General features: G+C 66.8%; 17 protein-coding genes. 6 read left to right on the top strand and 11 right to left on the bottom strand.

From position 1 onward, the window contains the following. Positions 1–153: 153 nt before the first annotated feature. Together ACFOYU_RS02380 and metW are read left to right on the top strand one after the other, a co-directional pair. On the top strand, positions 154–1323 hold the full coding sequence (locus tag ACFOYU_RS02380) for a homoserine O-acetyltransferase (protein WP_377032271.1): 1170 nt from the start codon (positions 154–156) through the stop codon (positions 1321–1323). Continuing rightward, positions 1320–1964 (top strand): methionine biosynthesis protein MetW, encoded by a 645-nt coding sequence (metW, locus tag ACFOYU_RS02375; protein WP_226737619.1) that lies wholly within the window; start codon positions 1320–1322, stop codon positions 1962–1964. The genes ACFOYU_RS02380 and metW overlap by 4 nt, the downstream gene beginning before the upstream one ends. A gap of 9 nt (positions 1965–1973) precedes the next feature. On the opposite strand, the gene xerD is transcribed toward metW, so the two are convergent. Beyond that, positions 1974–2906 carry a site-specific tyrosine recombinase XerD gene (gene xerD, locus ACFOYU_RS02370; protein ID WP_377032270.1) on the bottom strand — a complete coding sequence of 311 codons (933 nt, stop codon included), beginning with the start codon at positions 2904–2906 and terminating at the stop codon, positions 1974–1976. Beyond that, positions 2903–3052 (bottom strand): histidine kinase, encoded by a 150-nt coding sequence (locus ACFOYU_RS02365; RefSeq protein WP_226737623.1) that lies wholly within the window; start codon positions 3050–3052, stop codon positions 2903–2905. The genes xerD and ACFOYU_RS02365 overlap by 4 nt, the downstream gene beginning before the upstream one ends. A gap of 139 nt (positions 3053–3191) precedes the next feature. On the opposite strand from ACFOYU_RS02365, the gene ACFOYU_RS02360 reads away from it, so the two are divergent. From ACFOYU_RS02360 to ACFOYU_RS02350, 3 genes are read left to right on the top strand one after another with little or no spacing between them, the layout of a single operon-like run. Further along, positions 3192–3818, top strand: a complete 627-nt coding sequence (locus tag ACFOYU_RS02360) for a shikimate kinase (RefSeq protein ID WP_226737625.1) — start codon at positions 3192–3194, stop codon at positions 3816–3818. A 17-nt stretch (positions 3819–3835) separates the two neighbouring features. Further along, positions 3836–4960 carry a 3-dehydroquinate synthase gene (gene aroB, locus ACFOYU_RS02355; RefSeq protein ID WP_377032269.1) on the top strand — a complete coding sequence of 375 codons (1125 nt, stop codon included), beginning with the start codon at positions 3836–3838 and terminating at the stop codon, positions 4958–4960. After that, positions 4957–6288, top strand: a complete 1332-nt coding sequence (locus ACFOYU_RS02350) for an HlyC/CorC family transporter (protein WP_377032268.1) — start codon at positions 4957–4959, stop codon at positions 6286–6288. Before aroB ends, ACFOYU_RS02350 begins: the two co-directional genes overlap by 4 nt. Here the strand turns inward: ACFOYU_RS02350 and ACFOYU_RS02345 are convergent. From ACFOYU_RS02345 to ACFOYU_RS02320, 6 genes are all read right to left on the bottom strand, one after another. Beyond that, positions 6218–7147, bottom strand: coding sequence for an alpha/beta fold hydrolase (locus ACFOYU_RS02345; protein ID WP_377032267.1), 930 nt, complete (start codon positions 7145–7147; stop codon positions 6218–6220). The genes ACFOYU_RS02350 and ACFOYU_RS02345 overlap by 71 nt on opposite strands. A 34-nt stretch (positions 7148–7181) precedes the next feature. Next, positions 7182–8990, bottom strand: a complete 1809-nt coding sequence (locus ACFOYU_RS02340; protein ID WP_226737634.1) for a glucan ABC transporter ATP-binding protein/ permease — start codon at positions 8988–8990, stop codon at positions 7182–7184. Between the two features lie 53 nt (positions 8991–9043). Then, positions 9044–9673: an FMN-binding negative transcriptional regulator gene (locus ACFOYU_RS02335; RefSeq protein ID WP_377032266.1), complete on the bottom strand. Its 630-nt coding sequence runs from the start codon at positions 9671–9673 to the stop codon at positions 9044–9046. 230 nt (positions 9674–9903) lie between these two features. Continuing rightward, a complete protein-coding gene (locus ACFOYU_RS02330) occupies positions 9904–10398 on the bottom strand; it encodes a CAP domain-containing protein (protein WP_377032265.1) in 495 nt (164 codons plus the stop codon). Further along, positions 10395–12941, bottom strand: a complete 2547-nt coding sequence (locus ACFOYU_RS02325; protein ID WP_377032264.1) for a DUF3772 domain-containing protein — start codon at positions 12939–12941, stop codon at positions 10395–10397. Before ACFOYU_RS02325 ends, ACFOYU_RS02330 begins: the two co-directional genes overlap by 4 nt. A 144-nt stretch (positions 12942–13085) precedes the next feature. Then, positions 13086–13370: a hypothetical protein gene (locus ACFOYU_RS02320; RefSeq protein WP_226737642.1), complete on the bottom strand. Its 285-nt coding sequence runs from the start codon at positions 13368–13370 to the stop codon at positions 13086–13088. Between the two features lie 353 nt (positions 13371–13723). Between ACFOYU_RS02320 and ACFOYU_RS02315 the strand changes: the two genes are divergently transcribed. Continuing rightward, positions 13724–16474 carry a glycoside hydrolase family 2 protein gene (locus ACFOYU_RS02315; RefSeq protein WP_377032263.1) on the top strand — a complete coding sequence of 917 codons (2751 nt, stop codon included), beginning with the start codon at positions 13724–13726 and terminating at the stop codon, positions 16472–16474. A gap of 125 nt (positions 16475–16599) precedes the next feature. Here the strand turns inward: ACFOYU_RS02315 and ACFOYU_RS02310 are convergent, their stop codons facing one another. From ACFOYU_RS02310 to ACFOYU_RS02300, 3 genes are all read right to left on the bottom strand, one after another. Then, positions 16600–18771 carry a family 1 glycosylhydrolase gene (locus ACFOYU_RS02310; RefSeq protein WP_377032262.1) on the bottom strand — a complete coding sequence of 724 codons (2172 nt, stop codon included), beginning with the start codon at positions 18769–18771 and terminating at the stop codon, positions 16600–16602. A gap of 72 nt (positions 18772–18843) precedes the next feature. Further along, positions 18844–19998: a UDP-galactopyranose mutase gene (gene glf, locus ACFOYU_RS02305; RefSeq protein ID WP_377032261.1), complete on the bottom strand. Its 1155-nt coding sequence runs from the start codon at positions 19996–19998 to the stop codon at positions 18844–18846. Positions 19999–20002: 4 nt separating this feature from the next. Further along, the gene (locus ACFOYU_RS02300) at positions 20003–21016 is read right to left on the bottom strand and encodes a glycosyltransferase (protein WP_226737650.1); all 1014 of its coding nucleotides are present in this window, start codon (positions 21014–21016) and stop codon (positions 20003–20005) included. Positions 21017–21092 lie beyond the last annotated feature (76 nt).

Below are 21092 nucleotides of genomic sequence, written 5' to 3'. Positions count from 1 at the left end.
AAGACGATCCTGAACAGGGGCGTCCTTCTTTCGCAGTCCCGAACGCCGCTGCCAAGCCTCGGGCGCATCTCGGGCGTGTCTTTATGTTCGTTGACGGCCTGGCCCGCCCGCACTACCGGTGTTCGGAAGATCGAACGCGTTTCTTCAAACATCATGGTCCGTCTGTCTCCACCTCCCGAACCGCGCAGTCAGGTCGACGATCCGTCGAGCCTGGTCGCACGCTTTGGCGCGGACGAGCCGCTGATGATGGATGCGGGCGTGCCCCTCGCCCCCTGGCAGATCGGCTACCAGACCTACGGCCGGCTCAATGCGGACAGGTCCAACGCGGTCCTGATCTGCCATGCGCTGACCGGGGACCAGCACGTGGCGAATGTGAGTCCGCTCACCGGCAAGCCCGGCTGGTGGAGCACCATGGTGGGTCCCGGAAAGCCCGTGGACACCGACCGCTTCTTCGTGATCTGCGCCAACGTGATCGGCGGCTGCATGGGCACCACGGGCCCGGCCTCGACCAACCCCGTCACGGGTCAGCCCTACGCCCTCGACTTCCCCGTGGTCACCATCCGCGACATGGTGCGCGCCCAGGCGGCGCTGATCGACCGGCTGGGGATCGAGAGCCTGTTCTGCGTCATCGGCGGCTCCATGGGCGGCATGCAGGTGCTGCAATGGGCGGCGAGCTACCCGGACCGGGTCTTCGCGGCCCTGCCGATCGCCACGGCCGCGCGCCATTCGGCCCAGAACATCGCCTTCCACGAGGTCGGCCGCCAGGCCGTCATGGCCGATCCGGACTGGCGCGGCGGACGCTACCTGACCGAAGGGACCCGGCCCTCGAAGGGCCTCGCGGTCGCCCGCATGGGCGCGCACATCACCTATCTCTCCGAGATGGCCCTGCACCGGAAGTTCGGACGCAACTATCAGGACCGGAACGCACCGACCTTTTCGTTCGACGCGGATTTCCAGATCGAGAGCTACCTGCGCTACCAGGGCCTGTCCTTCGTGGAGCGCTTCGACGCGAACTCCTATCTCTACGTCACGCGGGCGATGGACTATTTCGACCTCGCGGCCGAGCACGGCGGAAGCCTCGCCAAGGCGTTCAGGGGTTCGGCGACCCGCTTCTGCGTGATCTCGTTCACCTCCGACTGGCTGTTTCCTACCTCCGATTCGCGCGCCATCGTCCACGCCCTCAACGCGGCCGCGGCCTCCGTGGGGTTCGTGGAGGTGGAAAGCGACAAGGGCCACGACGCCTTCCTTCTGGAGGAACCTGAGATGTTCGCCGCCGCACAGGGCTTCATCGACGCCGCGGCGCGGGCGCGGGGGATCGCATGACCTCCGCCACCTTCCTCACCCCGACCGAGGACAGGGCCGGGCATCGCCTCGACTTCCTCCTCGTCACCGACATGGTGGAGCCCGGCTCGAAGGTGCTCGACATCGGCTGCGGCGACGGCTCGCTCCTGGCGCTCCTGCGCGACCGCAAGGGCGTCGACGGGCGCGGGATCGAGATCTCCCGCGAGGGCGTGAACACCTGTCTCGCCAAGGGCCTGCCTGTGATCCAGGGCGACGCCGACACGGACCTGGCCGATTACCCGGACGACGCCTTCGACTACGTGATCCTGTCCCAGACCATCCAGGCGACGCGCCAGCCCAAGGTCGTGCTGGAACATCTTCTGCGGATCGGGCGCCGGGCCATCGTGTCGTTCCCCAATTTCGGCCACTGGAGCGTGCGGTTCGACCTCTTCTTCCGGGGCCGGATGCCGGTGACCCGGAACATGCCCTATTCCTGGTACGACACGCCGAACATCCATTTCTGCACCATCCGGGACTTCGTGGAGCTGTGCCGGGAAGTCGGCGCGACCATGGAGAAGGCCGTCGCCCTCGACGCGGGCGGGCGCCCGATCCGCGTCACCCTGCCCTGGTGGGCCTGGAACCTGCTCGGCGAGCAGGGGGTGTTCCTGCTCAAGCGGCGCTGAGGCCCGGCCTCACCCCTCCCCCGACGACAGGGGATGAAGATCCCGCACCATGCTCTTCAGGCGCTCGTCCAGGACGTGGGTGTAGATCTGCGTCGTCGAGATGTCGGCATGGCCGAGGAGCTCCTGGACCACCCGCAGGTCGGCGCCGTTCTGGAGCAGATGGCTCGCGAAGGCATGGCGCAGGACGTGGGGGCTGACCTTGTCGGACCGGAGCCCGGCGGCGGCGGCCACCGCCTTCAGGTCGCGGGCGAAGGCCTGCCGGGTGAGATGGCCGCTCTCGCTGTCGGCCGGGAACAGCCAGGGGCCCACCGCCTTGCCTTGCTGCTCCAGCGCGGCGAGGTAGGAGCGCGCCGCCTCCCGGGCCGCCTCCGTCAAGGGCACGAGACGCTCCTTCGCGCCCTTGCCGCGCACGACCAGGAATCGCTCCCGGGTCTTGGCGGCGCTGCGGGGGAGCGCGATCAGTTCGGAGACGCGCAGGCCCGTGGCATAGAGAAGCTCGAGCAGGCAGGCCATGCGCAGGGCCCGGATCCGCTCCGGCGGACTCGCATCGGGATTGGCGGCCCCCTCGTGGGCCACCTGCAGCAGCCGGTCGACCTGATCGACGGACAGCACCTTCGGCAGGACCCGCCCGCGCTTGGGCGCGGAGACGGCCGCGGTCGGATCGGCCGGCGCGTAGCCTTCCACGTAAAGAAACTTGTGGAACTGCCGCACGGCGGAGAGCCGGCGGGCGGCGGAGGTGGCCTTGAGGCCGCGCTCCTCGAGGCTGGCCATGAAGCCCCGGATGGTCGTGGAACTCGCGCTGTCCGGCGCCGTGCCGGCCTCGGTCAGGTAAGCCAGGTAATCGTCGAGGTCGCGCCGATAGGCATCGAGCGTGTTCTTGGAAGCGCCACGCTCGGCCGCGAGCATGTCCAGAAAGAGATTGGCGTGGCGGGCGCCGCTCATGAGGACGGAGGCAGGCGGCTGCTCGGAATGGGAACCGTGATCTCACGCGGCTCCGGCTCGACGAGGGTTGCGAGCGCGAAGACGGCCGCAAAGCCCAGACCTGCCAGAATGGCAACGACGATGAGAAAACGGAATAAAGTCGGCACGGGAACGGAAGCCTCCAGTTGCATCCCGCTACAACCACGCATGGGCCGGGAAGGCAAGTCCTTACCCTACGCAAGTTCTAGGCCGGCCCGGCGATAACGCCCTTGTGACAGAGCCTCGGGCCCATGCTAGGACTGAGCCATGAACAAGATCAGCCGCTTCAATTCGCTCGATGAAGGCGGCGGGCAGGACACCGGGAGCCGGGGCGGTCACCCGATCAGCCGCCAGCTCGGCGCGCGATCCATCGTGCTCGTCGGTCTCATGGGCGCCGGAAAGAGTACCGTCGGACGACGCCTCGCCCAGAAACTCGGCCTGCCCTTCCGGGACGCCGACAACGAGATCGAGTCCGCCGCGGGAATGTCGATCCCCGACATCTTCTCCATTCACGGAGAGGAGTATTTCCGGGACGGGGAGCGGCGCGTGATCGCCCGTCTGCTCCAGGAGGGCCCGATGGTGCTCGCCACCGGCGGCGGGGCCTTCATGAACGAGGAAACCCGGGCCGGGATCGCCGAGAACGGCATCTCCATCTGGCTGCGGGCCGATCTCGACGTGCTCATGCGCCGTGTCCGCAAGCGCGCCACCCGCCCCCTGCTCCAGAATCCCGACCCGGAGGGCACCATGCGCCTGCTCATGGAAAAGCGTCACCCCATCTATGCCCTGGCCGATCTGACCGTGGAATCCCACGAGGCGCCCCACGACCGGGTCGTGGCCGAGATCATCGACGCCCTGACGGAGTGGCTGGAGAAGAGCGGGAGGGCTCCCCATTGAGCGGCGCGGCGGCGCGGATGCCCGACGCATCCATCACAATCCCCGTTCCCCTCGGGGACTGGGCCTACGACATCCTCGTGGGGCGAGGCCTCGTCGGCGAGGCCGGGCGGCGCATCGCGGCCCTCGGCGCCCGGGCAGCCGCCATCGTGACCGATGAGAATGTCGGCCGCCTCTATGCCGAGGCTCTCGAGGCGTCCCTGAGGCAGCACGGCCTGCGCACCGCCATCGTCACCGTGGCTCCCGGCGAGGCCACCAAGTCCTACGCCTCGCTGGAACAGGTCTGCGATGCGGTTCTGGCGGCGAAGATCGAGCGGGGCGACCTGGTGGTCGCCCTGGGCGGCGGCGTCGTGGGCGACCTCGCCGGCTTCGCGGCCGCGGTGGTCCGCCGGGGCGTGCGGTTCGTCCAGGTGCCGACCACTCTCCTGTCCCAGGTCGATTCCTCCGTCGGCGGCAAGACCGGCATCAATTCGCGCCACGGCAAGAACCTCGTCGGCGCCTTCCATCAGCCGAGCCTCGTCCTGGCCGATACCGCCCTGCTCGACACCCTGCCCTTGCGGGAAATGCGGGCAGGCTATGCGGAGGTGGTGAAATACGGCCTCATCGACGATGCCGCCTTCTTCGCCTGGTGCGAGGCCAACTGGCAGGGCGTGTTCGCAGGCGGACCCGAGCGCGACGAGGCCGTGGCGCAGAGTTGCCGGGCCAAGGCCGCCGTGGTGGTTCGCGACGAGAGGGAGGACGGCGACCGGGCGCTCCTCAATCTCGGCCACACCTTCGGCCATGCCCTGGAGCGGATCACCCGCTACGATTCCGGGCGTCTGGTCCATGGCGAAGGCGTCGCCATCGGCCTGGCCCAGGCCTTCCGCTTCTCCGCCGCCCTCGGCCTCTGCCCGGTGGCGGACGCGGAAAGGGTCGAGGCGCATCTCGCCGCCGCTGGACTTCCCACGCGCCTGAACCAGGTTCCCGGCGGATACGGCACGGTCGACGATCTTCTCGACGCCATGGCGCAGGACAAGAAGGTGAAGGGCGGCGCCCTGACCTTCATCCTTGCCCGGGGCATCGGGCAGAGCTTCATCGCCCCCGGCATCGGGATCGACAAGGTCCGGGCCTTCCTGACGAGTGAAAGCAGCGCAGCACGATCATGATCGAAGAATCTTCCGGCGATCTCTGGCTGGCCGCCCTGGTCGTCGTCTTCTGTCTTCTTCTCTCGGCGTTCTTTTCGGCGAGCGAGACCGCGTTCACGGGCGCATCCCGCTCCCGCATGCTGGTTCTGGAAAAAGGCGGCGACAAGCGCGCCAAGCTGGTGAACCGCCTGCTCGAAATGCGCGAGCGCTTCATCGGCACCGTGCTGATCGGCAACAACATCGTCAATATCGGCGTCTCCGCCTTCGCGACCAGCGTCCTGGTCGCGCTCTTCGGCGACGAGGGCGCGCTCTACGCCACCATCATCATGTCGGCGCTGGTGATCGTGTTCGCCGAGGTGCTGCCGAAGACCATCGCCATCTCGTCTCCCGACACGGTCTCGCTCTTCATGTCGCGGCCGATGTCGTGGGTGGTGGCGATGTTGGGGCCCCTCGCCATCGCCATCGAGCGGATGGTGCGGCTCATGCTGCGGCCCTTCGGCATCCGGATCGGCGAGAACACGCCGATCCTCTCCGCCAGCGAGGAGATCCGCGGCCAGGTCGCCCTGCTGCACAAGGAGGGCGGCGTCGCCAAGGTGGAGCGCGACATGCTGGGCGGCCTCCTCGATCTGGAGGACCTGACCGTCTCGGAGGTGATGGTCCACCGCACGAAGATGCGCACCATCAACGCCGACCTGTCCTCGGAGGAGATCGTGCGCGAGGTCCTGTCCTCGCCCTATACCCGCATGCCGCTCTGGCGCGGCAGCCAGGAGAACATCGTTGGCTTGCTGCACGCCAAGGACCTGCTCCGGGCGCTCGACGCGGTCGGCGGCGATGCGAGCAAGCTCAAGGTGGAGGCCATCGCGCTCGAAACCTGGTTCGTGCCCGACACGACATCCCTGCGCGACCAGCTCAAGGCCTTCCTCGCCAAGAAGACCCACTTCGCCCTCGTGGTGGACGAATACGGGGAGGTGATGGGCCTCGTGACCCTGGAGGACATCCTCGAGGAGATCGTGGGCGACATCAAGGACGAGCACGACCTGTCGGTGCAGGGCGTGCGTCCGCAGCCCAATGGCTCGGTGAACGTGGACGGCTCCGTGCCGGTGCGCGACCTCAACAGGGCCATGGACTGGAACCTGCCGGACGAGGAGGCCACCACCATCGCGGGCCTCGTCATTCACGAGGCGCAGGCGATCCCGGACGCGGGCCAGATCTTCACCTTCCACGGCTTCCGCTTCCAGGTGCTGCGCAAGTCCCGCAACCGGATCACGGCGCTCAGGATCACCCCCCTGGCGATGGTGCGGAAGGCTGACGAGCTTCAGGCTTCAGGGAGGCGGCGAGAGCGGCATTGACCGCCGCCGCCTCTTCCAGATGCACCCAGTGCGAGGCCCGGTCGAAGCCGATGAACTGGCCGTCGTCGCACCGCGCGAGGCTCTCGTCCGCCAGCCCCTTCTCCAGAAAGCGGTCGCGCAATCCCCAGATCACCGTCGTCGGCACCGAGACCCGCGCATCCCTCCGGCCCGGCCTGCGCGGAAGCGCGCGGTACCAGTTGAGCATGGCCGTGAGCGCCCCCGGCTCGGCCCAGGCGCGCTCGTAGCGATCGAGGTCGGCGGACGAGAACACGTTCTTCTGGCTGCTGGCGACGAGGGACTGGCGCAGGAGGGCGTAGTTGCCCGCCGACAGGGTGGCCTCGGGCATCAGGGGCAGCTGAAAGAAGCCTGCATAGAGGCTGCGCATCACCTGGGTCGGATGCCGGAGCAGGTATGAGCCGAAGACGTCCGGGTGCGGCGCGTTGATGACGACGAGGCGCTCCACCCGCTCCGGGTGCCGCATCGCGATCTGCCATGCGACGATCCCGCCGAAATCGTGCCCCACGAGGCGAAACCGCGAGGCGCCGAGAGAATCGGCGAGGGCGACGATGTCGGCCGCCAGGATGTCGAGGTCGTAGGCGCGCACGCCGAGGGGCTTGCCGCTGAGATTGTAGCCGCGCTGATCCGGCGCCACGACCCGCAGGCCCGCATCGGCCAGCGGGCCGATCTGGAGCCGCCAGCCCCACCAGAAATCGGGGAAGCCGTGCAGGAGGATGACGAGCGGAGCATCCGCGGCTCCGGCCTCGACGTAATGGAGGAGAACGCCGTTGACCTTGCGCTGAGAGGTGGAGGCCGATCCCGACCATCCGGGAATGTTCAGCTTCTGGGTCGCCTGTGCCATGGGACATCCCCTCCTGTGAAGGACTGAAAGCTTCTCACCCTTCGGTCACGGAAGCCAGTCTCGGCTTCCTCTTTCGCGCGGGCCCCTCCTCGGAGGCCATGAACTGGGCCCTGGCGAGTTCCGCGAACCGGCCGCCCTTCGCCACGAGTTCGTCGAAGGTGCCGCTTTCGATGACGCGCCCCTGATCGAAGACGAGGATGCGGTCGGCGTTGCGGATGGTGGCGAGGCGGTGGGCGATGACGAAGGTGGTGCGTCCCTTCATGACCTCGTCCAGGGCCTTCTGCAGCTTCTGCTCCGTGGCGGCGTCGAGGGCGCTCGTCGCCTCGTCCAGGATCAGGATCGGCGGGTTCTTGAGCAGGGCGCGGGCGATGGACAGGCGCTGGCGCTCGCCGCCGGAGAGGGAGCGGCCCCGCTCACCGATGACGGTGTCGAGACCATCCGCCTGACGGGAGATGAACTCGATGGCCTGGGCCCGCTCCAGCGCCTCGATCATCTCCTCGTCCGTGGCGTCCGGCTTGCCGACCTGCAGGTTCTCGCGAATGGTGCGGGCGAACAGCATCGGTTCCTGGAACACGACGCCGATGTTGCGGCGAAGGGACGAGAGCGTGATGTCGCGGATGTCGTCGCCGTCGATGCGGATGCAGCCCGATTGCGGATCGAAGGCACGGTGCAGGAGCCCGAGCGTGGTGGATTTTCCCGAGCCCGTGGAGCCCACCAGCGCCACGTTCTCGCCGGGCGCGATGGCGAAGGTCACGTCCTGCACGGCGGAGCGCTTGCCGTCATAGGAAAAGCTCACGTTCTCGAAGGCGACGGCACCTCCGAAGCGCTCCACGTTCTTGGCGTTCGGGCGGTCGTGGACGGCGGGGGCGGTGTCCAGGATCTCGAAGAACTCCGCCATCTTCGGCGCCTGCATGAAGAGCTGGTTGACGAAGCTCACCGCCTGTTCCAGCCGCCCGATCAGCATGGTGGCGAGGCTCATGAACATCACCACCTCGCCGATGGTGGCAAGGCCGTTGAGGTGGAGCCACGTGCCGACCAGGAAGATCGCCGTGACCGTGATGGTCGCCGCCGCCCGGGACGCCACGGATGCGATGGCCCACCAGGACAGGACCGGGTTCTGGGCCTGGAGCAGCTGCTGTATGATGGTCCGCAGCGAGCGGGTCTCCGCCTCGACCCGGGTGAAGGACTGGATCACCGGCACGTTGCCCAGCGCGTCCGAGGCGTGCTCCGCCAGGCTCGAATGGTAGCGCTCTACGGAGCCCTGCAGGCTCTCGGTCTTGCGCACCACGATCGCGGTGAGAATCGTGAAGACGACGACGAGGCCCACGAGGAGCAGGCCGAGGCGCCAGTTGAGGAAGACCGTCAGGGGAAGCAGGACGCCGAGGGCGACGAGGGCCGAGAGGTGCTCGCGGAAGAAGCCCAGCCAGAGCCAGGCCATGCCGTTCGACCCCTCCAGCATGACCTTGAGGACGCGGCCGGAATGGGTCGAGGTGTGGAACGCCAGGGGCAGTTCCAGGACGTGCTCGAAATAGTTCGCCACCACCGCGAGGCGGCGGCGGTGGGACAGCCGGTCGGCATGGAGCGCGACGAGAACCCCTGCCCCGATCGTGAAGAAACCGAAGGCGATCCAGGCCAGGATCAGGGGCATCAGGACCGACAGGGTGATCGGCGGACGGCCGGGGATCTGGGCCCCGGTCAGGACGTCGATGATGCGCCCGAACAGGATCGGCTCGGCAAAGGCCGAGATGGCGAGCGCCACATTGGCGAGCGCCAGGAGGGCTCCGAGGCGCAGGTCGGAGCCGAGCTGGCCGAGAACACGGGAGTAGAGTCGCACCAACCACATGACTGGACTACCTGAAGACCATGTTTGGGATAATTCCCCGGCCAAGCCTTTGTTCAGACACGGCCGATCCCCCGCGCCCGGTCCATGAGGTCGGCCACCGCCGTTGCGGCGGGATCGTTCTGCGCACGCAATCCGGCGACGGCTCCCTCATGATCGTCCCTGCCCTTGTGCTGCCCGAGCTTCCAGTTGCCCTGGACATCCTCCACCTCGACGGTGATCCCGACAATCGCATTCATCATGGCGGCGAGCCGCTGCCGGTCCACGGCCCCCGATGTCCACGGCTTCTTGGGATACCAGGCCTCGAATTTCGCGGACAGGCGCTCCAGGTGCCCGGGCAGCCAGTCCTTGTCCATGAGCTGGGCCCGCCCCACCGCATGGACGGCGACGTAGTTCCAGGTCGGGACCTGGTTCGCCGAGCCGTACCAGTCGGGCGAAACATAGGCGTCGGGGCCCGTGCAGGCGACGAGAACGCGCGGATTTGCGGCGATGGTCTCATGGATGGAATTGGCGCGGGCCACATGCAGCTCGATCACTCCACCCGTCCCGGACGGGGCGAACAGGAACGGCACATGGACGGCGACGGGAAATCCGTCCCCGGCGGCGACAAGGGTGCCGAAGCCGCGCTCGGCGAGGAAGGCGGCGCTGGCGTCGGGATCGGCTTTGAAGGCGGGATGGACGTACATGGGAGGTCTCCGGAAGGAAGGGGGCCGGAGGCTCGGGCCGACAGGGACCAACCGCTCCAGCGGCCGGTTTCGGTATGTCGACGAGGGAGGTTGCCCTTTAAGCGCGCGTCACCGAACCAGCCTTGAAGAAGGCGCGGCGTCGCGACGAATGCTGGCGGGTCATGACCATGGCGCGGCTATAGCGTTGCGCGGACGCAGCGTCAACGGCCAAGCATGAACGCGGGAGCGTTTCAGGAATCCGCCGCGACGGCCAGCACCCAGTACACCTTGTATTTCGAGTTCGGCCGGTAGGCCGTCGCGATGCCGATCCGGGTCGCGCGCGGGTCGAGCAGCACCCTGTTGTGCTGGGGGCTTTCCCGCCAGCCCGAGAAGGCTTCCGCCACCGTATGGTAGCCGGCGGAGAGATTGGCCGCCGGAGCCTTGAAGCCCGACGCGGCGAGGCGGGCCTTCAGGGCGTCGGCGGAGCTCGGCTTGTCGGCCCCTGCCATGGCATTGGCCTCCGCTTCCGCCGCCGCCTGCAGGTCGGGGTCGATGGTCAGCGGCCCGAGGCCGTTGTTCCGGCGGTAGGCGCTGATCATGTCCCGCGCCGCCGCCGCATCCACCACCGCGTCGGCCTTGGCCATCGAGAGATAGAAGCTGGGCGTCCGGTTGGCGACGGGGCGCGGCTGGCTCTGGCAGGCCGCAAGACCGAGCACGGCGAGTCCGGTGAGGGCGAGGTGTTTCATACGGAAGACTTATCCTTGAGAAGGGTTAAGGCTTCATCCTCGTAATCCCTGCTCTTGGGGGCCTTCCCGTCGGGATCCTCCTCCTCGGATGCTGCAGGGGCCGCCGGCGGCGCGCCGATCTTCCTCAGCTCGCGGAAGATGTCGAAGTAGAGGTCGCTCGACACCCGCCCGGTGGCGTCGATGTCGTCGACGAAGCAGATCAGGTCGAAGTCGATCGTGTTCTCGGTCGCCTTCTTGAAGAACACCCGCGGCGGCGGCTCGCTCATGACCTCGCGATGGGCGAGCGCGGCACGACGCATGATCTCCGCCACCTGGTCTGGGTCCGAGGTGGCGCGTGGGACCGGAACCGACACCAGCACGCGCCCTACCCGGTCGTTGCGGACCCGGTTGCGGACGATGCCGGAGATGAGATTCGAGTTCGGCACGATCAGGGTCGAGCGGTCTCCGGTCTGGATCTCCGTCGAGCGGACGTTGATCCGGCGCACATAGCCCTCCCCGTCGCCCACCACCACGAGATCGCCCACGCGGATCGGCCGCTCCCAGAGCAGGATCAGGCCCGAGATGAAGTTGTTGACGATGGATTGAAGGCCGAAACCGATGCCGACCGAAAGGGCGCCTGCGACGATGGTCAGCCGCTCGAGACTGAGGCCCAGATAGGTGAAGGACACCACCGTGGCCGCGATGAAGCCCACATATCCTGCCGCCGTGCGGATCGAGTTGCGCAGGCCCGCATCGAGATCGGTGGCCGGCAGGAAGGTATTGTCGAGCCAGCGCTGGATCAGCCGCGTGACGATGACGCCGACCGTGAAGAGCAGGGCCGCGATCAGGATCGCCGACAGGGAGATGGTCACGTCGCCGACGCTGAACCCGAAGAACACGGCTCTCAGGGACCCGACCAGATCGGTGGATTCGATGCCCCAGGGCGCCAGCACCAGCAGACCCGCCATGATGATGAGGCACAGACGGGCGACACCGCTGCCCAGAACGCCGATCTGTTCGAGGGAGCGGCGGCGCAGACCCGTATTCGCCTGAAGCGTCGTGGCGATGCGGCTCTCCCCCCTCAGGGATCCGGCGATGAACTCGTCGGCCAGGGCGATGGCGAGGATCAGAAGGGCCAGGATGATCGAGATCCAGACCACCTGATCGACCAGGAAGGAGGCCAGCGCCACATAGCCGCCGAGCACGCTGCCGACGATGAGCGCGACGACGAACCAGCCCAATGTCCGGATCGGCCCGCCGACATCCACCTCCTGCGGCACGTAGGGTCCGAGGCAGGCCTCCTCGCGGCTCGCTCTCGCGGCGAACCGGCGCAGCAGCTCGGCGAAGATCAGGGCCGAGGCGAGCGCGAAGACCGCGCGGGTGATGACCGTGATCGGCAGGGCCGCCGCGATGGCCTGGTTGAAGGAGTCGAACACCTTGCCGACGACCATGACCGTCGCGAGCGTCACGGAGAAGCTCATGATCCGCGCCGCGGAGGCGTCCGCAACCGGAATGAGCCGCCAGGACGGCCGCTCCGGCGCGAGAACCGCGTCGATCAGCGCGCGGACGAAGGCGATGAAGGCGATGCCGCGCAGGAGCGTCCCGACCACCTGCTCCAGGCGAGGCGGGAAGATGTCGGCGGAATTGAAAGCCACCCAGACGATCCAGCTTCCGGCAATCGCCGGGATCGCCCCGAGCAGCAGGACGCCGAGAGCCGCCAGCAGGCGACGGCGGCGGGTCGGCTCGGTGATCGACGGATCCCGCCTCACCACCCGGGGGGCGAGGGATCGCCGTCCCGCATAGAGAGCGATGCCGACGCCGACCGCGAGGCCGAGGATCAGGAGAACGCCGAGGGTGGTGTTGCGCTGGAGCTGACCGAGGGTGTCGGAGAAGGTGATCCGCTGCGCCCGCAGCTCGCGCGGGATGGCGTGGATTGCGTCCATCCACAGATCCGGGCTGAGGAGACCCTCGCTCTGCGCGAAGAGCGCACGGGTGAAACCGGCCCTGCGCTGATCGCTGATCTTCGTGATGAGCTGCTCGGCCTGGACGAGGCGGGCGCGTCCGAGCCGCTGGGTCTCGTCGAGTTCGGCCACGGCGGCCTCGCGCTCGCTCCTGTCCCGGGCTACGTCGGCGCTTTCCTCGGGCTCGCCCTCCTTCGGCTTCGGCCCGAGCTGGGCCAGCCGCGCCCGGCTGGTCTCGAGCCTCGGGGCCTGCTCGTCGATGACCGCCCGGATGTCGGCGATCATGGGCTCGATCTGCTGGCGGAGGTTCTGGAGGTCCGCGTCCGACAGGACACGGCCTTCGAGGGCGAGCTCCTTCTGGTCGAGATCGGCCTTGTACCCGTCGAGCCGGGCGCGGGCCTGCCGCGTGTCGGCGGAGAGCGCCGGAGCCTCCGCGGCGGCGGCCGGCGGGGTTGCTGCGGGCGGCGTCTGAGGCTGGGTCTGCGCGGGTGGCGGAGGCGCTACGGGAGCGGGAGCCTGCTGCGCAGCGGCGAAGCCGCCTGCCGCGAGGCCCAACGTGACCAAGGCGGCCCCGAGGAGCCGCCGCATTCCGGAAGTCGTCATTCAGTCCGCCTCGTCGCAAACCCTCGCGGGCCGGTTATGCGAATCATTGAGGCGAAAACTCGCCGCCCGTCAGGCGCAAGGCAAGAAAAAGCCGGGAGCGATGAACAACATCGTTCCCGGCCGCTTCCGCAAGGGAAAACTATCTTACTGGTTGGTCGCGCCCGTCGCCGAAGGCTCCGCCGGCACCGGATAGGCCGGGTTGGCCGGAGAGATCCGATCCGTCGGGTTGGCTCCCGCGCCGGACGGGGAGCCGGTCACCGCCTCGCGGGATGCCTCCTGGCTCGGATTGTCGGGAGAGGTCGCGCCGACCCAGATCATGTAGCCGGCGCCGATCACGGCGAGGAGGGCCAGAGCGCCGATCAGAACGCCCAGGACCGGGCGGCCGGACGCCCCTTGCCGGGAACGATCATCAGGAACGATTTTGCGCATATGAGCCTCATTGAAAAAGCAGGATGGGGCGAGCCGGGAGGCTCGGCTGTGTGAGGGGAACGCCAGATCGGAAAGGGGGTTCCTGATCCCCGCCGATCTTCGGCCGGTCTTCCGCTTCAGGAAATCGTCCGCCATCGCCCCGGTCGGCTGGATCCAAGATCGTTCCTGGCCGTTGTTTCGGAACGGGCTACATAAACTATGTTCAGGGACGAGGGGCCTATGGTTGGACCGACCGAAGAGGAGCAGACGCGGCGCGATGATGCAGGCCGCGCGCCGCTGCGCGATCTTCGCCCCTCAGCCATGTTTTCGCCGTTTTGGACGCCCTTGGGTAATCCCTGATTCAAGGAGTTGTCATGCACGACAATCGCATCAGCCTGGATGGAACCTGGGAATTTTTGCACGTGGCGGATGACCGGCTGTCAGGCCCGGCCGAAGTTCGCCAGATCGTCGTGCCAAGTCCCTGGCAGGCTCAGTTTTCAGACCTTCGCATGCGTGCCGGCATCGGCATCTACCGCCGGACGATCGAGATCGCGGAAGAGTGGCTGCACGACACCATATGGCTGCGCTTCGGCGCGGTGTTCCACAACTCGCGGGTCTTCATCAACGGCGAGCAGGTCGGCACGAACGAAGGCGGCTTCCTGCCCTTCTCCTTCGACGTGACGAGCTTCCTCAAGCCCGGTCCCAACGAGATCAAGGTGCGCGTCGACTCGCCGACCGACAACCCGGCCGAGTTCCCGGATTCGCCCTTCGCTGAAATCCCGTTCGGCAAGCAGAGCTGGTACGGCCCCCTGTCGGGCATCTGGCAGTCCGTCTACCTCGAGCGGCGCATCACCGACCACATGAGCCGGGTTCGCCTGGTCCCCAACCGGGAGACGGGCCGGGTGACGTCGGGCGTGTTCTTCGCCCGACCGCTCACCAGCGCGACGCAGATCCGCATCGAGGTTCGCGGCCCGTCCGGCGAGGTCGTTCTCGACGAGATGCACGAGACGCAGGTCGGCGTGACCAGCATGCCGTTCGAATTCACGGTCGCCGACGTCAAATCCTGGTCGCCGGACGAGCCGAACCTGTACGAGGTTCGCCTGGAACTCATCCGGGACGGCGAGGTGAAGGACGAGATCACGGACCGGTTCGGCTTCCGCACCATCGAAACCCGCAACGGCAAGTTCTACCTCAACGGCGAGCCGCTCTACCTGCGCGCCGCGCTCGACCAGGACTACTACCCGGACACGATCTGCACCGTACCCTCGGTGGAGTTCCTGGAGGACCAGTTCCGCAAGGCGAAGGAGCTCGGCCTCAACTGCCTGCGCTGCCACATCAAGGCGGCCGACCCGCGTTACTACGACGTCGCCGACCGCATGGGCATGCTCATCTGGACGGAGCTTCCCAACGGCGGCATGGCGACGGACCGCTCCCGCGGACGCAAGGAAAAGCTCCTGAAGGGCATCGTCGACCGCGACGTGAACCACCCGTCCATCATCATCTGGACGATCATCAACGAAAACTGGGGCGTCGACCTCGTCAACGACGCGGATCACCGCGACTGGCTGAAGCGCACCTTCGCCTGGCTCAAGGCCTACGATCCGATGCGCCTCGTGGTCGACAACTCGCCGCTCGCGCCGAGCTTCCACGTGGAATCCGACATCGCGGACTATCACTTCTACGCCGCCTATCCCGACCACCGGGACCAGTGGGACCAGTTCGTGGACGAACTGTCGAACCGCGCCTCCTGGCTCTACTCGCCGCATGGGGATGCGGTGATCACGGGGCGCGAGCCGCTCATGTGCTCAGAGTTCGGCAACTGGGGCCTGCCCTATCCGAAGGACCTGCGCGACGCGAAGGGCGAGGAGCCGTGGTGGTTCGAGACCGGCCACGACTGGGGCGAGGGCGTGATGTACGCCCACGGGGTCGAGAACCGCTTCTCCGACTGGAGTCTGGACCGCGTCTTCGGCGACCTCCGCCGCTTCGTCATCGCCGCGCAGTGGCAGCAGTTCCGCGCGCTGAAATACGAAATCGAGGCGATGCGCCGGAAGCCGAACCTGGCGGGCTACGTCATCACCGAGCTGCACGACTGCCACTGGGAGTCGAACGGGCTTCTCGACATGCGCCGCAACACCCGCGTGTTCCACGAGCTCTTCCACATCGTCAACTCGGACACGGTGATCGTGCCCAAATGGGAGCGTGCCTCCTACTGGTCCGGCGAGAAGGCGGGCCTTCACCTTTCCATCGCCCACGGCGCCGGTCCGGTCCTGGAGGATTGCCAGCTCGAGATCAGCATCTGCGGCGAGACGCAGCGCCTGCCCCTTCCGCGCATCGAGGCTCCCCACGTGCTCGATCTCGGCCGGGTGGAGGTGCCGCTGCCGGAGATGAGCGAGCCGGATCTCCGCCGCATCAGCTTCGACATCCGCTCGTCCGACGGGCGCCTGATCTCGCACAACCACTTCGACCTGGCGATACACCCGAAGCGCGGCCGGCCGGTCTACTCGCGCGAGCTGGTCTGGGCGCCGGACGAGGACATCCGCGAGCGGTTCCGGGCCCTGGGCTACACCCCGGCCCGTGCGCTCGAGGAATCGACGATGATCGTCTCGCGCACCCACAACAAGGCGATCGTGGACCACGTGCGCCAGGGCGCGAAGCTCCTGCTCCTGCCTGAGGAGGACATGAGCCTCTATCCGTTCTTCCCGCACTGGCAGGCCGTGAAGGTACAGGCCCGCGCCGGCACCCTCTGGTCGGGCGACTGGGCCTCCTCCTTCGGCTGGCTGAGGCGCTCGGGCCATTTCGCCCGCTTCCCCTCCGGCCCGCTCCTCGACGAGACCATGGACCGGGTGCTGCCCGACCACGTGATTTCGGGCTGCAACCTGCTCGACTTCCAGGCCCGCGTCTTCGCAGGCCTCGTGGTCGGCTGGATCCACAAGCCGGTGGCCCTGGGCGTGGAACGCTCCTACGGACGCGGACGCCTCGTCGCCTCCACGCTGCGCCTGCTTCGGGACGAGCCGATGGCCGATCCCACCGCGACGATGCTGCTGGACGCCCTGACGGAGCTCGCCGTGGAATCGCGGTCGCCCCGTCTCGAAGAGGCCGTGCGGGCAGCCGAAGCGGCGGCCTGAGGCTCCCTTCGTTTCCAAACGCGAGCGGCGCAGGGAAAACCCTGCGCCGCTTTTTTACGCGTAAGAAAAATGGCCGGCGGAGACCGGCCATCGCTTTTCCTGCCGAAGCGGGTTCGGGTGCGGGATTACTCGGCCGCGAGCTTCATGGCATCTGCCGACCAATCGACCTCGTTCTCGGCGAAGAACCGATCGAGGGCGCTCTCCAGGCTCGGCATGAGGATGCCGCGTTCGGTGGAGAGGGCCGTGCTGAAGGTAGGCCTGTCTTCCGCCGCCGCCACGAGGGCTGGATCGAACCCCGCCCGCTCGGCCGCCATGGCGGCCAGGTCGCGCCAGGAGGTTTCCCCGAGATTGGCCATGTGCCAGAGGCCGGTGCCGCCGTCGATCAGCAGGTCGAGGGACGTATTCACGAGATCCGGCACGTAAGTGGGAGAGACGCTGTCTGCGCTGGCCTCCACCGCCTCGCCGCGGCTCAGGGTGTTCAGGATCGACCAGACGAAGTTGTAGCGGTCCCAGGGGCCGAAGAAGGCGCTCGTGCGAATGACCAAGGCCTTGTCGTGGGCCGACAGGACGAGGCGCTCCGCCTCGGCCTTGCTGGCCCCATAGACGGTCGTGGGATTGACCTCGTCGCTTTCCACATAGGCGCGGTCCAGCGAACCGTCGAAGACGAGGTCGGAGGAGAAGGTCACAAGGGGAATGCCGAGATCGGCGCAGGCCTGCGCCAGGACATGGGCGCCGACCGCATTCTCGCGAAAGCAGCGTTCGGGCTCGTCCTCGGCCTGTGCGACCCGCACGTAGCCGGCCGTATTGATGACCGCCCAGGGCCTGTGGCAGGCGAGAGCGGCCTTTACGCTTGCCGGATCCGCGATGTTCATGTCGTTGCGGGAGAGCAGGGTGTGGTCGAGGCCGCGGAAATCGCAGAGGCGGGAGAAGGCGCGCCCGAGGGTTCCGGTGGCACCCGTGATCAGGAGCTGGCGCGGCGCGCCGACGAGGCGGCAGGCATTCGATTTCCGTGCCGGCGGACGATAGAAGCGGATGTCGCGCTTCCACCAGCCGGCACGGTCGAGAACCGGGTGATCGAACGAGCCCGTCTTGGCGAGCGCCTCGGCCGCATGAGCCAGAGCCGTGCGCCGGGGCTCGGGAGCCCGCACGTCGAAGGGTCCCGGCTCGTAGAAGCCGTTGCGCCTGGTCAGCAGGCTGTTCCAGTCGACGGCGCCGAAGAGCGACCAGACCGTCACGGCGCGGATGTCGGCCCCCTCGTCGCGCAGGGCCTCGACACCTTTCCACACTTCCACGAGCCAGCGGAGCTGGTCGTCGCGGGTGCTGCCGTGATGGGCCTCGGTGACGGCCATGGGCCGCCGGTAGCGTTCCCAGACCTCACGCAGCCGGGCGGCGGGGCCGAGATCCTCGGGCGGCAAGGGCATGCGAACGGCCTCGGCATCCGCATATCGGTGCCTGCCGTTGCCGCCCCAATGGTGCTCGGGATAGCGGGCCATGCGCTCGTCGAGGTAGCGCTCGCTGGTGAGGTAATGATTGATGCCGATGATGTCCGGCGCGGCATCGCCCTCCAGCAGAAGCTCGAGATCGGCCTGATCCACGCCGTTCTTGAGGAAAATTGGCCACCAGGGATGGTCGCGGTCGACCATGCCGCAGAGCAGGTCGAAACTGAGGAAGCGGCGCTGATTCTCGTGCTCGGCCTGGTAGGCGAGCGTGGGGGTGGAGAAGGTCTTGCCCATGTCGTCCGTCTGGACGAGCTGGGCATCGGGCCGGAACTTGCGGATGGCGCGCATGGACAGAAGCGTCGCCTTGCACTCGTTCACCAGGATCTTGAGAAACGTCTCGTCGCTCGTGCCGTGCGGATACCAATGGCCGTAGAGCCCCGAGAACCGGGCCGTGGTCAGGGGTTCGTTGACGGGCGTGTAGAGATCGAGGTGCGGATAGCGCTCCGCCACGTTGGCCGCGTGACGGGCCAGCAGCTCCGGCCAGGCCGGATCGAGCATGTCGGTATAGCTCGGCCCGCTGCCGTGGTGGCAAAGGCCGGCAATCGCCCGGATGCCGAGTTCCTGCAGCCGGGCGATGCGCGTGTCGTGCCAGGAGAAATCCGCCTCGTCCGGAGAGGAGGGTGAGATGGCCTCCCAGAGCACCGGATACCGAACTGTCCGTATACCGAGGGCTGCGATCCGGTCGAGATCCTCGATCCGGTCGCGATGTCCCGTCTCGAGGCTTTGGTCGCGGAAGTCATCGCCTATTCTTGCGATAGTACATTCGATTCCGCCCCAAAGCTCCAACGGTTCTCTCATCATCCATCTCCGAGCTATTACAAAGTGCGACTTACAACATACTTAGCGCGGATTTGTTCGATGACGTTTCGACTATGACGCCAGCGCCGCCGAAGCGGTCATGACTTTGACATCAGCCGTATCGGCGCTGACCGGAAGGGCTTCGTTGATGCGCCGGAACGTGGCGAGGGCCTGCCCGACGATCTGGTCCATGTTGTAGTAGCGATAGGTCGCGAGACGGCCGACGAACCACACGTCCGGCGTCGCCAGGGCGAGGCGCTCGTATTTCTTGAAGAGCTCCTGGTTTTCCGGCTTCGGAATCGGGTAGTAGGGGTCGCCTTCGGCGGAAGGGTACTCGTAGGTCAGGGCGGTCTTCGTGTGCTCCTGGCCCGTCAGGTGCTTGTACTCCGTGATCCGGGTGTAATCGTTCGTCTGCGGATAGTTCACCACGCCCACGGGCTGGTGCCATGCCTTGTCGAGCGTCACATGCTCGAAGCGCAGCGAGCGATAAGGCAGCTTCCCGAACCGGAAATCGAAGTACTCGTCGATCGGGCCCGTATAGATGACGCGGCGATGGGGGACGACGTTCTTCACGTCCTCGTAGTCCGTCTGCGTCATCACGTTGATGTTCGGATGACTCACCATCTTCTCGAACATGCGCGTGTAGCCGTGCTTCGGCATGAACTGGAACTCGTCGCCGAAATAGCGATCGTCCCTGTTGGTGCGGGTCGGAACGCGGGACGTCACCGACTTGTCGAGCTCCGACGGATCGAGGCCCCACTGCTTGCGGGTATAGCCGCGGAAGAACTTCTCGTACAATTCGCGGCCGACCGTGGAGACCACCACGTCCTCGGACGTCCTGATCTCGTCCACCTTCTCGGCCCGCTCGGCGAACCAGTCCTGCAACTGCTCAGAGGTCAGGTTGAGGTTGTAGAGCTTGTTGACCGTGTCGAGGTTGATCGGAATCGGCACGAGCATTCCGTCCACCTCCGCCAGCACCCGGTGCTCGTAGAAGCGCCATTCGGTGAAGCGGGACAGGTAATCGAAGATCTGCTTCGAATTGGTGTGGAAGATGTGCGGACCATAACGATGGATCAGAAGCCCGTCATCGTCGTAGCAATCGTAGGCATTGCCGCCGATATGGGGGCGCCTGTCGATCAGGAGAACGCGCTCGTTGCGCTCGTTCGCAAGGCGTTCGGCAAGAACGCTGCCCGCGAAGCCGGCACCGACAATCAGCCAATCGTACATTCGCTTACTCCGCAGGCGTGGTGGCATAAATCGGAAGCGAGGAAGCGGGGCGATCCGTGATCGCATCGCCGGTCACGTCCAGCATCAGCTTGTGCATGGAAGCCCAGGTCTTGTCCCAGGAGCCGGACGCGAGATGGCGGTCGACCTTGGCGAGCCACGCCTCCTTCGGCCGGTTCAGGATCGTCTCGACCTTCTCCACGGCCTCCTGAGCGCTCCTGGCGATCTCGACGAGACCCTTCTCGCCGTAAGGCCGCACCACGTCGGTGATCGCGGTCGAGACGACGGGCACGCCGGCGGCCAGGAATTCGGGCGTCTTCGTCGGGCTGATGAACTTCGTCGCCTCGTTGAGGGCGAACGGCATGAAGCCGATGCTCCAGCCGGACAGGTACTGCGGCAGCTCGTTGTAGGACTTGCCGCCGAGCCAGTGAATATTGGGCCGTTTGGGCAGAGTGGCGGGATCGATCTTCACCACCGGGCCGATCATCACGAACTGCCAATCGGGGCGCAGGGCGGCGACCTGATCCACGAGATCGATGTCCATGCGCTCGTCGATGACGCCGAAGAAGCCGAGGCGCGGATAGGGAATATGCGCCTGATCGCTTGGATCCTGCTTGACGCCGCGCGCCTTGGAGAAATGATTGAAGTCGATGGAGGACGGAAAGGCGTGGACGCTGCGGTGCCGGTTGCGCTTGGCCTCGTACAGGCTCATGCCGCCGGTGAACACGAGATCGGCGCGGGTGAACAGGTCGTTCTCCAGATCGAGGAGTTCCTGCGAAGCGCCGCGGAACAGCGAAAGCTCGTCCATGTTGTCGTAGATGCACAGGTCGCATTCGAGGTCGCTCGTGAATGCGATCGCCATGGGCGTATAGTACCAGAACACGCGCAGAGCGCTGGATTCGCGCCCGATCAGGGCTTCGATCAGATCGTGCTGTTCGGCGATCACATCCTCGGGGGACAGCCCTTCAGGCAGCATCGGCACGGCGACGGTCACGCCCTGCGGCCGATCGCTGATGTCCATGTGGGAGGTGATCCCGGGCTTGAAGACCGGCTCCTCGATGATGAGGACGTCGTAGTGATTTGCTGCACGGCTGAGG

This window comes from Microvirga sp. GCM10011540 (assembly GCF_042650665.1).
GTDB classification, from domain to species: Bacteria; Pseudomonadota; Alphaproteobacteria; order Rhizobiales; family Beijerinckiaceae; genus Microvirga; species Microvirga lenta.
This window is presented reverse-complemented; position numbering and strand designations above follow the sequence as displayed.